Source organism: Pacificibacter maritimus, assembly GCF_003814915.1.
Taxonomy (GTDB): Bacteria; Pseudomonadota; Alphaproteobacteria; order Rhodobacterales; family Rhodobacteraceae; genus Celeribacter; species Celeribacter maritimus.
This window is the reverse complement of the sequence record NZ_RKQK01000003.1, coordinates 334275-347537: the sequence shown is the minus strand read 5'-3', so window position 1 is coordinate 347537 and position 13263 is coordinate 334275. Positions and strand designations below refer to the sequence as shown.

At 50.8% G+C, this 13263-nt stretch carries 12 protein-coding genes; 8 read left to right on the top strand and 4 right to left on the bottom strand.

Features of this window, described 5'->3' with window-relative positions:
• Nucleotides 1-263 precede the first annotated feature (263 nt).
• From EDD53_RS10945 to EDD53_RS10920, 6 genes are all read left to right on the top strand, one after another.
• Nucleotides 264-1889: an ABC transporter substrate-binding protein gene (locus tag EDD53_RS10945; RefSeq protein ID WP_123793284.1), complete on the top strand. Its 1626-nt coding sequence runs from the start codon at nt 264-266 to the stop codon at nt 1887-1889.
• A 76-nt stretch (nt 1890-1965) separates the two neighbouring features.
• Complete coding sequence (locus tag EDD53_RS10940) at nt 1966-2886, top strand: ABC transporter permease (protein WP_123793283.1); 921 nt, start codon at nt 1966-1968, stop codon at nt 2884-2886.
• Nucleotides 2879-3754 carry an ABC transporter permease gene (locus EDD53_RS10935; RefSeq protein ID WP_246002359.1) on the top strand — a complete coding sequence of 292 codons (876 nt, stop codon included), beginning with the start codon at nt 2879-2881 and terminating at the stop codon, nt 3752-3754. The genes EDD53_RS10940 and EDD53_RS10935 overlap by 8 nt, the downstream gene beginning before the upstream one ends.
• 1 nt (nt 3755) lies before the next feature.
• Nucleotides 3756-4748 (top strand): ABC transporter ATP-binding protein, encoded by a 993-nt coding sequence (locus EDD53_RS10930; RefSeq protein WP_123793282.1) that lies wholly within the window; start codon nt 3756-3758, stop codon nt 4746-4748.
• A complete protein-coding gene (locus tag EDD53_RS10925) occupies nt 4745-5722 on the top strand; it encodes an ABC transporter ATP-binding protein (protein WP_123793281.1) in 978 nt (325 codons plus the stop codon). Before EDD53_RS10930 ends, EDD53_RS10925 begins: the two co-directional genes overlap by 4 nt.
• Nucleotides 5723-5776: 54 nt before the next feature.
• Nucleotides 5777-6583 carry a sugar phosphate isomerase/epimerase family protein gene (locus EDD53_RS10920; protein WP_123793280.1) on the top strand — a complete coding sequence of 269 codons (807 nt, stop codon included), beginning with the start codon at nt 5777-5779 and terminating at the stop codon, nt 6581-6583.
• Between the two features lie 57 nt (nt 6584-6640).
• Here the strand turns inward: EDD53_RS10920 and EDD53_RS10915 are convergent, their stop codons facing one another.
• Nucleotides 6641-7207, bottom strand: a complete 567-nt coding sequence (locus tag EDD53_RS10915; protein ID WP_123793279.1) for a cupin domain-containing protein — start codon at nt 7205-7207, stop codon at nt 6641-6643.
• A 178-nt stretch (nt 7208-7385) separates the two neighbouring features.
• Here EDD53_RS10915 and aptA point away from each other — a divergent pair, with 178 nt between their 5' ends.
• Complete coding sequence (gene aptA, locus EDD53_RS10910; protein WP_123793278.1) at nt 7386-8702, top strand: omega-aminotransferase AptA; 1317 nt, start codon at nt 7386-7388, stop codon at nt 8700-8702.
• Between the two features lie 93 nt (nt 8703-8795).
• Here the strand turns inward: aptA and EDD53_RS10905 are convergent, their stop codons facing one another.
• The 3 genes from EDD53_RS10905 to EDD53_RS10895 all read right to left on the bottom strand — a co-directional run bounded on the left by EDD53_RS10905 (nt 8796) and on the right by EDD53_RS10895 (nt 11783).
• A complete protein-coding gene (locus EDD53_RS10905; RefSeq protein ID WP_211331613.1) occupies nt 8796-9563 on the bottom strand; it encodes an ATP-binding cassette domain-containing protein in 768 nt (255 codons plus the stop codon).
• On the bottom strand, nt 9563-10633 hold the full coding sequence (locus EDD53_RS10900) for an ABC transporter permease (protein ID WP_123793276.1): 1071 nt from the start codon (nt 10631-10633) through the stop codon (nt 9563-9565). The genes EDD53_RS10905 and EDD53_RS10900 overlap by 1 nt, the downstream gene beginning before the upstream one ends.
• Nucleotides 10634-10766: 133 nt before the next feature.
• Nucleotides 10767-11783: a sugar ABC transporter substrate-binding protein gene (locus EDD53_RS10895; protein WP_123793275.1), complete on the bottom strand. Its 1017-nt coding sequence runs from the start codon at nt 11781-11783 to the stop codon at nt 10767-10769.
• 182 nt (nt 11784-11965) lie between these two features.
• Here EDD53_RS10895 and EDD53_RS10890 point away from each other — a divergent pair, with 182 nt between their 5' ends.
• The gene (locus EDD53_RS10890; RefSeq protein ID WP_123793274.1) at nt 11966-13156 is read left to right on the top strand and encodes an ROK family transcriptional regulator; all 1191 of its coding nucleotides are present in this window, start codon (nt 11966-11968) and stop codon (nt 13154-13156) included.
• Nucleotides 13157-13263 lie beyond the last annotated feature (107 nt).

Here is a 13263-nt window from a genome sequence, read left to right as displayed (position 1 = left end):
TTCGCATTAGGGACCGCAGACCGCATCACCTGTATGCCCCATCAGGCTTTACTCCGCTTGATGGTGTCTGCTGATGTGGCGATCTTGGCGCCTATTTGCGATCAATCGAAGACATGAATGTTTGAGTCATAGCCAAACGCAATGTCATCACCTGAGATGGGTATTATACCGCGCCATCTTAGCCCCTCATACTGATGAAATGAATCAACAGAGCCACGAATAAATCGGGCCAACACGTCAATTCTTAAAACAGGGAACGAGACATGATACATAAAAAGACCACGTTTACTTCGAAATCTAAAACTGCATTAGCGTCACTGCTTTTGGCTGGCACCATCTTGACGGGTGGCATGTCTACTGCTGCAACGGCGCAGGACAAAGTTGTTGTCGCCGTCAGCCCTTTGGGTGCTGATTCCAATTTGTATTGGACCACAACAGGGGCCTTCATTTTCCCATCAATGCAAACGCTGGTAGGCAATAGCGCTGAGACTGGCAAGTATGACAACAGTCAATTGGCTGAAAGCTGGGAACACAACGAGGACTTTACCTCTTGGACGTTCAAACTGCATCCAAATGCGGTGTTCAGCGACGACTGGGGGCCTGTGACCTCTGCTGATGTTGTACACAGCTTTGAAATTCACACAGGCGATGACGCGAAACTCAGCGGTATCAGCGCACTTAAAGAAACCACTTTGACAGCTATCGATGATCATACAGTGCGTTTCGATCTGCCAACTCCTGATCCTGATTTCTTGTTCTCACATGCGGGTCGCGGTTCTTTGGTGATCTACAGCAAAGCGCAATTCGATGCAGAGGGCATGGAAGGCTACGAGGCCGCGCCAGCTGGATCTGGCCCGTTCAAATATGAAGGGCGTGATGTCGGCCAATCCATGACATTTAGCTCGATCAAAGATCACTGGTCTGGCGCATCTCCTGAATTTGACGAAATCGAATTCCGTTGGGTGTCTGAGCCATCAACACGTTTGGCTATGCTTGCCGCGGGCGAAGCCCATGCGGTGACTTTACCACGCGATCTACGCGATGACGCTGCTGAAGCGGGTGAAACTGTTTTGTCGTCCAGTGCGGGGGCGATGCAATCTACTATGCTGTTCACGGGTAAATTCATGAAGCCCGAAGCTGAAGAAACACGTGACGCTACATCTTACGCATGGGCCGATGCGCGCGTGCGCGAAGCTGTGAACCGCGCTTTGGACCGTGATGGTATTTTGGAAGTGCTCTACGGTGAAGGCGTCGAAGCTTTGCCTGTCTACACGATGGACCCACGTTTTCCTGGCTACTCGCAAGAACTTGCGGATCGTTTCGACGAAGACTACGGCTATGACCCTGAAAAAGCGATGGCTTTGTTGAAAGAGGCTGGATACCCAGAAGCCTTTGACAACGCTGCGATTCCGTTGGTTGTAACCAGCCTCGCAGGGAACCCAGAATTCGCTCAAATGGCGGAATTGGTACAGGCCTATCTTGATGTGGTCGGTATCGAAACCGAAATGCGTGAACAAGATTGGGCAACAGGGAATACGGCGATCCGCGGCTTTACCGCTGATTTCGTGACCCCGATGCGCAATGCGCCAGTGCGCCCTGCGGCCCTTGGGGTTCAGATCTTTTTCACTGAACACGCCAGTCCACACCTCGATTTGGGTGACCCAGAAATCAACGCTTTGGGTGGTGAATTGTTGACTGAAACAGACCCTGAAAAACGCGATGCTATTTTGAATGAGATGTTCACATCCATCTATGAAAGCTACGCGCATATCCCGATGGCGGCAGTGCCTGCCACTGTTGTTGTCAGCAGCGATTTGGTCGAAGGCTGGACTTTCCCAGGATCTACATCCTCAGGCCTTAGCCACTTCGAACTGATCGATTTGAAATAAGATCAAATGTGCAATCCGCGAAGCCCTTTCGGGGGCTTCGCATCAAATATTTGCGCAAAACTCCAAGGAATACGCAGTGTTAAAATACCTCGCACGCCGAGTCGGATCGAGCTTGTTTGCGCTTTGGGTCATCACAATCATCGTGTTTTTACTCACGCATCTTTCAGGGAATCCTGTTGATGCTTTGCTGCCAGACGATGCGACCAAACAACAAATAGATGCCTTCATTCGCGATTGGGGATTAGATAAACCCCTTTGGCAACAATATCTTACCTTTTTGGGCAATGCTGTCCAAGGAGATTTCGGAACCTCACTAAAATGGCCTGGCGAAGACGCCATGGGCTTTGTTCTGGCCCGTATGCCAGCCACATTACAACTTGGTGGTATCGCCATTTTGATCAGCCTTGTTGTGGCATTGCCTTTGGGTGTTGCTGCTGCTGTTTACAAAGGCTCCCCCGTTGACAATGGGGCACAGATGTTTGCGCTTTTGGGGCAATCTATTCCGAACTTTTGGCTTGGGATCGTTTTGATCTGGGTGTTTTCGGTTTGGTTGGGCTGGCTGCCAACATCAGGCACCGGTACTTTCGCACATGCCATTTTGCCCGCGATTGCCATCGCTTGGTTCCAAGTGTCTGCCCTTGCGCGCTTGACGCGTTCGGCCATGCTGGAAGTGCTGGATGCGGAATACATCAAACTGGCGCGTGTCAAAGGTGTCGGCGAATTTAGCGTGGTCTGGAAACATGCTTTGCGCAATGCGGCTGTGGTGCCTTTGACCTATTTCGGCATTCTCGCTGCATCAATCCTGACAGGTTCTGTTGTGATCGAAACGGTTTTCTCATGGCCGGGAATGGGCTGGGTTGCAATCGAAGCGATCCGTGGTCGTGACTTCCCCGTCGTTCAAGCTGTGATCGTGGCCTACGCCGTTATCTACATGATTTCTAACCTCGTCGTAGACCTCCTCTACGTCGCTATCGATCCTAGGATTCGCAATGACTGATCTTTCTGTCAAAAGAGCCTCTGCTCTTCGCCTTTGGCTTCGACTTCGGTCCTTGCCCTTGATTCCGATTGTGATCCTGCTCACAGTCTTCATTATCCCAGCATTCTTCGCAGAATACATTGCGCCACATGATCCCTATGTGCCAAATCTACGTGCGCGTTTGCAGCCCCCTGTTGGGTTCGGCGGCACATGGGAATATATGCTGGGCACTGATAGATTGGGCCGCGATATTCTAAGCCGCATCCTGCACGGATCTTGGTACGTGCTGAGTGTTTCCTTGATTGGTATCACTGTTGGTGTGGTCGTGGGGACGACCTTGGGCTTAATCGCAGGCTATGCGCGCGGCTGGTTCGATGGTTTGGTCATGCGCCTTGTGGATATTTCCTTGGCTTTGCCTGCTATGCTGCTGGCCTTGGCTTTGGCTGCTGCGATTGGGGCAAGCTTTCTGTCTGTTGTGATTGTTGTGGGCTTCGCGCTTTGGGCCTATTTCGCCCGTCAAGTACGTGCCGAAGTGTTACTGCTGCGCAAGAGCGATTTTGTAGCACGGTCACAGGTCGCAGGATCTTCGCATATTCGCATCCTGTTTCGTCATATTTTGCCGAATGTTCTCAACACCATCGTCGTTTTGGCAACCCTTCAAGTCGGTATCGCCATCATGCTGGATGCAAGCCTTAGCTTTTTGGGTATCGGCATTCCTCGCCCAACACCCACATGGGGACTGCTTGTTTCTGATGGCCGTGATTTCATTGCGACTGATTGGTGGATTTCCTTCTTTCCAGGTCTTGCAATCTTATTGACCGTAATGTCGGCCAACATGCTGGGTGACTGGCTGCGCGAACAACTCGATCCACGACAAAGGCAGGTATAATATGACCGATGTACAAGAGGCACCGCTGCTTGAAGTCAAAGATCTTCGAGTGAAAATTTCAACCAAAGCTGGCACATTCTACCCCGTCAACGGTCATAATTTCACGCTGAACAAGGGCGAGACCTTGGGCATTGTTGGGGAATCTGGTTCGGGCAAATCTATGACTGCCACGTCACTTGTGCGGCTTTTACCAAAGCACGCAGCCGAGGTGGAATCTGGCAGTATCGAACTGGAAGGTCGCGATCTTTTAAAACTGTCGGAGGCCGAAATGCGCAAGGTGCGCGGCAGTGAAATCGCTATGATTTTACAGGATCCGCAAACCTCGCTCAATCCGTCCTTTACGGTGGGAAATCAGATTTCCGAAGCCTTAAGTCTGCACGCGCCTGGTCCTAAAAAGACCATGCGTGAACGGGCGATCAATGCGCTGCGAAAAGTGAAAGTGGCCGCGCCAGAGCACCGCGTGGATTGCTATCCTGGCGAATTGAGTGGCGGCATGCGTCAACGTGTTGTCGGCGCGATTGCGATTTCTTGCGAACCAAAAATCATCATTGCAGATGAACCGACCACCTCTTTGGATGTGACTGTGCAAGCGCAATATTTGCGCCTGTTGAAAGAGCTGCAAGATGATACAGGTATGGGGATTATCTTTATCACCCATGACTTCGGGATCGTCGCCAATCTGTGCCATAAAATCGTGGTGATGTATTACGGCAGGATCGTTGAATCTGGCACTGTCGAACGCATTTTTGCCAAACCAGCACATCCCTATACCGAAGCCCTCATCGGAGCGGTTCCAAAATTGCGGGGTCACGAAGGGCGCCTGCGTACCATTAAGGGCCAGCCACCTGCGCCGATGGAAACCCTAACGGGCTGCCCATTCGCACCGCGCTGTGACAAGGCGGATAGTCGTTGCTTTAATGAGCTGCCGCCAACTTTTGACGCAGATGGCGACGGAGAACATTTAGCAAGCTGCTGGCGGGTGATTGACCAATGACAAATACACCAATTCTACAAGTCGAAAACCTGTCCAAACATTTTGATGTTCAAACCGGTATTTTCAAACGTGAAACCAAAACGGTCAAAGCGGCCACAGATCTGAATTTCAACATCTGTGAGCGTGAAACTTTGGCTTTGGTTGGGGAATCTGGTTGTGGGAAAACCACGACCACCCAGCTTTTGCTGAAGCTACAAAATCCGACCAGCGGTCGTATTTTATATGATGGCGAAGACATCAATACCCTCAAAGGTGATGCGCTTAAGGCCTACCGATCGCGTGTACAAGCCGTGTTCCAAGATCCTTGGTCGTCAATTAATCCGCGCGTTCGGATCGGCGATTTTGTGTCAGAGCCTCTGATTGTAAACGAAAAGGTTGGCTCAAACGAAGTGGATCGCCGCGTAAATGAAGCGTTGGATGCTGTTGGATTACGCCCACAAGACGCGCGTAAGTTCCCCCATGAATTTTCAGGGGGGCAACGTCAACGTATCGCAATTGCCAGCGCGATTATTTCACGCCCTCGTTTGATTATTTTGGACGAACCCGTTTCGGGGCTTGATGTCTCTATTCGGTCTCAGATCATCAATCTGTTCAAAGATTTGCAGGCGGAATACGGGCTTAGCTATATTCTTGTGGCCCACGATTTGGCGACAACGCGCTATCTGGCTGACCGTGTCGCGGTGATGTATTTGGGGAAAATCGTCGAACAAGGTCCGACTGATGATGTTTTTGACGCCCCATCGCATCCCTATACCGAAGCACTGCTATCAGCCGCTTTATCTGCCGATCCGACGGAAAAGCGTGATGAAATTCCGATGACAGGTGAGGTGCCTTCGCCACTGAATCCGCCCAGCGGCTGTGCTTTTCATCCGCGTTGCCATCGTTTCATAGGTGATATTTGCAGCACGCAAGCACCTGCACTTAGGTCTCACGGTACAGGCTGTTCCGTGAGTTGCCATCTTTACAATCAATAGTTTGCGCAACCGCGCGAATGCTCTCCCATCTATCCAGACTAAGAAAGACCAAAAATGATTATTACTTGCGTAACCAATGAAGTTTACCCCGATGCCTCAAGTGAGGGTCTGCCAAAAATCTTTGGCCGTGCAGCCGAACAAGGCATTTCTTCTTTTGAACTGCGCATTGTCGAAGGTAAGCGTTTTCCTATGTTCGAAGGCGATGCCTTCGCGCGTTTGAAAGAGCAATCCAAAGCTTTTAACATCAACTATACTGCTGTTTCACCCGGCTTGTTTAAGGTGCCGTTGAAAAGTGAACTGACGGCGCTTCACACCAATCACTTGCTTCCAATGAGCTTGGATTTGGCTGATGAAATGGGGATTAAAACCTTGATCGTCTTCGGCCCAACGCGTTCAGAAACACCTATCGAAAATGAGTTCGAACAGGTTGTTGAGCTTATTAAAAACGCGGTTGAAGTGGCTGTGGCGCGTGGCTTTACTGTGCAGCTTGAAAATCTGCCAGGCAGCTGGGCCGATACATCTGACGCTTGTTTTAACCTGCTTGAAGCGGTGAACCACCCAGATTTCGGTTATGTTTGGGACACAGGCAATCTGTACGAAGCCGAAGAAACACATTTCCGCGCAGGCTATGAAAAGCTGAAACCTTATATCCGCAACGTGCACTTGAAAGACGGTGCTGTGGTTGACGGCAAAATGGTTTGGATGCGTTACGGCGAAGGCGTGACAGATGTTAAAGGTCAAGTCGAAGCATTGATCGCCGACGATTACAAAGGAACATTGGTTTTGGAAGCAGCTTGCCAGCCGCACGAAATGGACGATTTCCCAACATCCATTGCCTATTTGAAATCCATTGTTGGATAAGCGTTAAAACTGAAAAACGCGATCCCCTGACACTGGTTGGGGGATCGTCTATTTCGATCAAAAACTTGGCGTACAGGCGCTGACAACTTCGCAGACTGTGTCGCCAATGTTTTTGAACTTGTGCGGGCGTGTGCTGTTGAAATAATAGGCGTCCCCTGCGCGCAGAACGAAAACTTCATCATCAACTGTGATCTCTAATACGCCAGATAAGATTACGGCGCATTCTTCTCCCTCATGCACCAACGGATGGCCCCCTGATGCTGTTCCTGGCTGATAAAATTCATGCAGCATTTGGATTTTTCGGTTGGGCCGTTGGGCCGCAATCAACCGATATTCGATCCCCCGCGCACCGATATCCACGTGATCTGATTTACGGTATACGGGCGTATCGCCCCCGAGTAATTCAAAGCTGAAAAACGTCGCGAGTTCCATGGGAATGCCATCAAGGATCTTTTTGAGCACCGCGACAGAAGGCTGCGTTGTGTTGGATTCAATTTGGCTGATCGTACCACTGCCCACCCCCGTACGCCGCGCGAGTTCACGTTGGGATAGACCTTGAGCTTGACGCACAACGCGCAGGCGGCGTGCGACCATTTGATCGTGGTTTGAGGCTGAATCTGTCATGGCTCTGGTGATTTTCCGCTTTCTATACAAATCACTTTGCATCATGTTCCCGCAAAAACAACATAAATTCGTGGGTGTGAAATCAGGCTTGATTAGTTTTGTGACCGCTTCAATATGATTGAAAAGCAATATCAATTGGCACATATCACGCCACCCTCCAACAGATTTAGGATTCGCTATGACCGCAGCGCAAAACAAGATGTCTAGCTTTTGGATGCCCTTTACGCCAAATCGTGATTTTCACGACGATCCACGTATGATCGTTGGGGCGGACGGGATGTATTACACCAGCGCAGACGGCCGCCAAATTATGGATGCAACAGCGGGTCTGTGGTGTGTAAACGCAGGTCACAACGATCCATTGATCGTCGAAGCCGTGCAAAAACAGGTCGCGACTTTGGATTACGCGCCGCATTTTAATTTCGGCACACCGCAGTCATTTGAACTGGCCTCAAAACTTGCCAGCATGTTTCCCGATCCGCTGAACCATGTGTTCTTTACGGGCTCAGGGTCTGAATCCGTGGATACGGCGTTGAAAATCGCACTGCATTATCATCGTATGCGTGGCGATGGGGCGCGCACGCGCTTGATCGGACGTGAGCGGGGCTATCACGGTGTCGGTTTTGGCGGCATTTCTGTGGGTGGCATTGTGAACAATCGTAAGCACTTTGGTGGGTTGCTAACGGGTGTCGATCACCTGCCACATACACATAACCTTGAAAAGAACGCCTTTACCAAAGGCTGCCCCGAACATGGTGCCGAGCTTGCCGAAGACCTTGTGCGCATTGCCGAATTGCATGACCCAAGCACCATTGCTGCGGTGATTGTTGAACCAATGGCGGGATCGACGGGCGTCTTGATGCCACCTGTTGGCTATCTCAAACGCCTGCGTGAAATTTGTGATCAATACGGTATCTTGTTGATCTTTGACGAAGTGATCACCGCTTACGGCCGACTTGGAAAGGCCTCTGCGGCTGAATATTTTGGCGTGACACCAGACTTGATTACCACTGCCAAGGGCCTGACCAACGGGGTGGTGCCGATGGGCGCTGTGATCATCGATGAGAAAATCTACAACTCAGCGATGGACAACACTGGCACGCCGATTGAACTGTTCCATGGCTATACCTATTCAGGTCACCCGTTGGCCACAGCAGCAGCGCTTGCGACACTGAAGTCTTACGAAGACAATGACATGTTTGCCCGCGCCACGGCGATGGCCCCCAAATGGGAAGACGGTGTGCACAGCCTTAAGGGACTTCCGCATGTAAAAGATATTCGCAATTTGGGTCTTGTTGGTGCGATTGAGTTGGAAAGCCGTGCGGGCGCTGTCGGCGCGCGCGGTATGGAAGCGATGAAGGCGGCTTGGGCCGAAGGCGTGATGATCCGTGTCACGGGGGACATCATCGCACTCTCGCCGCCGCTGATTATTTCTGAAGAAGAAATTCAAACCCTCTTTGGCAAACTCGCGGGTGTTTTGAAAAATATCGCCTAAGCATTCTGTTTGGATTTGCGAACTTTATACGCAAAAGAAAGGCCAGCTTGTGTAAAACAAGCTGGCCAATTTCCCTTGGGAAGGAAGTCGTTATCAAGCGTCCACTGGGGCTTCTTTCGCGCCAGTCATAAACGCCACCGCGTCTGACATGGTGTAGTCTTTTGGATCGATTACACATAGGCGTTTGCCCAAGCGGTGCACATGAATACGGTCTGCGACCTCAAACACATGCGGCATATTGTGGCTGATCAAGATGATCGGAATGCCACGCGAACGCACATCAAGGATCAGTTCCAACACCTTGCGAGATTCTTTCACACCAAGCGCCGCTGTCGGTTCATCCAAGATGATGACCTTTGATCCAAAGGCGGCGGCACGCGCGACTGCAACGCCTTGGCGTTGACCGCCTGATAGCGTTTCAACAGCTTGGTTGATGTTTTGAATTGTCATCAAGCCAAGTTCAGACAGCTTATCACGGGCAAAATCTTGCATCCGCTTTTTGTCTAATTGTCCAAAGACAGATCCCATCACGCCTGGTTTTTTCAATTCGCGGCCCATGAACATATTGTCCGCAATCGACAGGGCAGGGGACATCGCAAGGGTCTGGTAAACCGTTTCAATGCCCGCGCCGCGCGCATCAATAGGTGAACGGAAATTTACCTGCTTGCCTTCAAGATAGACTTCACCTGAATCTGGAATTGTGGCGCCTGACAAAGCTTTGATCAGCGAAGACTTACCAGCCCCGTTATCGCCAATCACGGCCAGGATTTCGCCAGGGTATAGTTCAAAATCACAGTGGTCGAGAGCAGTCACTTTGCCGTAGCGTTTGACCAGATTTTTACCTGAAAGAATGGGTTCCATTACGCTGATACCTTTCTGATCCATTGGTCCAATCCGACGGCGCCAATAATCAGCATACCGATCAACATGAACGTCCATTGTGGGTCGGCCCCTGCCATGCGCAGGCCAAGTTCAAACACGCCCACAATCATTGCGCCAAATAGTGCGCCGTAAATCGATCCTCGTCCGCCAAACAGTGACAGCCCGCCGATCACCACAGCCGTGATAGACTGAATGTTTCCGATCACCCCAGTGGAGGCCGATGGCGATACGGATGAAAAGCGCCCGATCATGACCCAGCCTGCAACCGCGCAGATAAGACCTGTGAGCATGTAGACACTCATCAAGGTGCGTTTGACGTTGACCCCAGCCAATTGTGCTGCTTCTGGATCATCTCCAACCGCATAGACGTGACGCCCCCATGCTGTTGAGCGTAAGGCGTAGCCCAGTGCGATAAAGATCAAAATCATTAAGATCACGCCAAAGGTAAAGTTTGCGCCGCCAATTTCGACACGATTGCCCAAGAACAACAAAGCAGGTGCTTCAGCACGTAGATCAGATGAACGAATGGTTTGGTTGTTTGCAAATAGGTAGTTAGCTGCCAATACGACCTGCCAAATTCCCAAAGTCACAATGAAGGGTGGGATTTTAATACGGCTGACAAGAAAACCGCTGACAGCACCGATGCCTGCGCCGAATGCGAAGCCGATCAAGATGCTGATCTCAGCTGGAACACCGTAGCGGAATGTCATCTGACCCATGATGACAGAGCTGAGCACCGCGATTGCGCCAACGGAAAGGTCGATGCCTGCTGTGAGAATAATAAGAGTCTGTGCGGCCGCCAAAACGCCTACGATTTGCACCTGCTGCAAAATCAAGGTGAGCGTGCCCGCAGAGAAAAAGCGTTGTCCAAGCAAGAGGCCAAAAAGCGCGATTGCAAAAACAAGTATGATCAGGGGAACGAGGGCTGGATTGACATGTAGAGCATGCTGGATGCGCCCAAGCAATCCACTTTTAGTGTCTTCGAATTGGGCAAAATCCACTTCTTTTTTGCCCTTTACGGTGTCTTCGTAATTGTCAGCTTCGGCCATGGCCGATCCTCCCCTAATGGTCTTTTTGGGCTAAAGGCCCGCGTATTCGGCTCGTGAATGTTATGGGGCCAACACTGATGCTGGCCCCATAATCATAATGGTGAAAAACCAATGTGGTTATTTCAATTTAAGATTAGCCCCAGCAGAGATCTGTGCCTTCAGCGACAGAGATGCTTTCAACACCTTCAGCAGGCTTATCTGTGACCAGCGAAACGCCTGTGTCCAAGAAGTTTTTGCCTTCTGTGTTTTGTGGCAAAGTGCCGTCCGCTGCGAATTGTGCAATCGCTTCGATGCCCAAAGACGCCATCAAAAGTGGGTATTGCTGAGATGTCGCACCGATAACGCCATCTGCGACGTTTTTGATGCCTGGGCAACCGCCATCAACCGACACGATCAACACATCATCTTCACGACCGATTGCGGCCAGTGCTTCATATGCGCCAGCAGCCGCTGGTTCGTTGATTGTGTAAACGACGTTGATTTCAGGATCGACAGCAAGACAGTTTTCCATCGCAAGGCGACCGCCTTCTTCGTTGCCTGATGTGACTTCGTTGCAGATGATACGCTCATCTGTTTCGTCACCCCATTGGCTTACGTCTACTGTGTCGATGCCAAAACCGGTCAAGAAGCCTTGGTCGCGCAAAACGCCAACTGTTGGTTGGCTGATCGCCAGATCGAGCATAGCGATTTTAGCATTCGCGGCGTCTTCACCCAAGGATGCAGCGGCCCAAGCGCCGATCAATTCACCCGCAAGGAAGTTGTCTGTGGCGAAAGTTGCATTTGCTGCGTCGATTGGGTCAAGAGGCGTATCTAAGGCGATAACCAGAAGACCAGCTTCGCGTGCAGCTTCTACTGATGGTACGATCGCTGCTGAATCAGACGGTGTGAGCAAGATACCGGACGCGCCGTTTGCGATGCAGGTTTCGATTGCAGCCACTTGGGATTCGTTGTCGCCGTCGATCTGACCTGCGTAAGAGTTCAACTTAATTCCAAGCTTTTCTGCTGTCGCTGTTGCGCCTTCGCGCATTTTTACGAAAAACGGATTGGTATCTGTTTTTGTGATCAAGCAAGCTGATGTGTGATCGTCAGCCATAGCTGAGCCAGCTGTTGTGATTGCAGCAAGTGCCGTACCGATAAGTAGTTTTTTCATGATGTCCTCCCAGACTATTTTCCCCGCCGAAGTATGTCTTCGGCCCTGAACGATCGCCCATGGCTTTCGCTTGTTTTCTAAGAAACGCGATTCTAGCGCTTCTGTCAATTAATTAGTTAACTTTATTTATTAATGCATTTCGTGTATGTTCCTCCTTGGAGTGCGCAAGTATAGTGCAGGGGATGGAAGACCAAATGGTAAGAACACTTAGTGTTGGCTTAAGCCAGAAAGGCGTGCGCGACCACAACGAACGCCTTCTATTGTCGTTGATACAACGCAACGATGCTATCGCTGGTAGTGATCTCGCCAAGCTTGCCGGCCTTTCTCCACCAACAGTTTCGGGCATTTTGCGCCGTCTAGAAGCCGAGGGATTGATTGAACGTGGCGATCCTGTTCGCGGAAAAGTTGGCAAACCCTCTATTCCCATGCGTCTCGCCGCAGGCGGGGCATATTCATTTGGGCTCAAGATAGGTCGCCGATCTGCCGATCTGATCTTGATGGATTTTCGCGGGGGCGCAACTGGCCGATTGAGAGTAACTTATGATTATCCTGTGCCAGAAAAGGTTCTTGAGTTTCTCAAATCGGGTATAAAAGACTTAACAGCGAAAATGACACCAGAAGCGATCGCACGGATCAGCGGTATCGGTATCGCAGCGCCATTTGAAATGTGGAACTGGACTGATCTCGACGGCGCGCCCGCGAAATCGTTTCAGTCATGGCGCGATGTCGATTTGGTTGCGGAGGTGGCTAAGGTTACTTCTTTGCCCGTTATGGTCATGAACGATGCTACCGCCGCGTGTCAGGCGGAACACACCTATGGCCGCGGTCCCGATTTTCGCGACTACGCTTATTTCTTTATCGGAGCATTCGTTGGAGGCGGAATAGTTTTGAACAATTCCGTCTATGCGGGGCGTCAGGGGAACGCAGGTGCGCTGGGATCTTTGCGCAGTATCAGCCCGCTTGGCGAAAGTATGCAATTGGTTGATACGGCTTCGATACATCAGTTGGAAACGCGACTGCGCGAAGTGGATATCGATACGCGTCAGCTTTGGGATGATCCCGAAAGCTGGGATCGTTTGGCGCGCTATGTCGAACCTTGGTTACTGCAAACAGCCCAAGAATTGGCGCGGGCCAGTTTGTCTATTTGTGCTGTGATTGATTTCGAAGCAATCGTGATTGATGGGTCATTCCCCGAAAGTTTCCGTGAGGAATTGGTTAGCCGCGTCAGGCGCTACGTCGTGACCCAAGATACGCGTGGTCTCATCCCGCCGAAAATTGAATCGGGCAGTATCGGAGGGGCTGCGAGGGCCCAAGGCGCAGCATGTGGACCTATTCGAGAGCAATTTTTGTTGAACTCAAACTCAAGCGCTTGATATGTCTGAGCGTAACTTTCTGAAATTTCCCAGATTTTTATTTATTTCGTCAACCCTACCTTAAGGTTATGACATCAGCATTGCGGGAAGCTCTAAACAATAGGTGC

Coding starts and splice junctions, on each gene's coding strand:
- EDD53_RS10945 (WP_123793284.1), top strand. CDS start 264: ATGATACATAAAAAGACCACGTTTACTTCGAAATCTAAAACTGCATTA.
- EDD53_RS10935 (WP_246002359.1), top strand. CDS start 2,879: ATGACTGATCTTTCTGTCAAAAGAGCCTCTGCTCTTCGCCTTTGGCTT.
- EDD53_RS10930 (WP_123793282.1), top strand. CDS start 3,756: ATGACCGATGTACAAGAGGCACCGCTGCTTGAAGTCAAAGATCTTCGA.
- EDD53_RS10925 (WP_123793281.1), top strand. CDS start 4,745: ATGACAAATACACCAATTCTACAAGTCGAAAACCTGTCCAAACATTTT.
- EDD53_RS10920 (WP_123793280.1), top strand. CDS start 5,777: ATGATTATTACTTGCGTAACCAATGAAGTTTACCCCGATGCCTCAAGT.
- EDD53_RS10915 (WP_123793279.1), bottom strand. CDS start 7,207: ATGACAGATTCAGCCTCAAACCACGATCAAATGGTCGCACGCCGCCTG.
- aptA (WP_123793278.1), top strand. CDS start 7,386: ATGACCGCAGCGCAAAACAAGATGTCTAGCTTTTGGATGCCCTTTACG.
- EDD53_RS10905 (WP_211331613.1), bottom strand. CDS start 9,563: ATGGAACCCATTCTTTCAGGTAAAAATCTGGTCAAACGCTACGGCAAA.
- EDD53_RS10900 (WP_123793276.1), bottom strand. CDS start 10,633: ATGGCCGAAGCTGACAATTACGAAGACACCGTAAAGGGCAAAAAAGAA.
- EDD53_RS10895 (WP_123793275.1), bottom strand. CDS start 11,783: ATGAAAAAACTACTTATCGGTACGGCACTTGCTGCAATCACAACAGCT.
- EDD53_RS10890 (WP_123793274.1), top strand. CDS start 11,966: ATGGAAGACCAAATGGTAAGAACACTTAGTGTTGGCTTAAGCCAGAAA.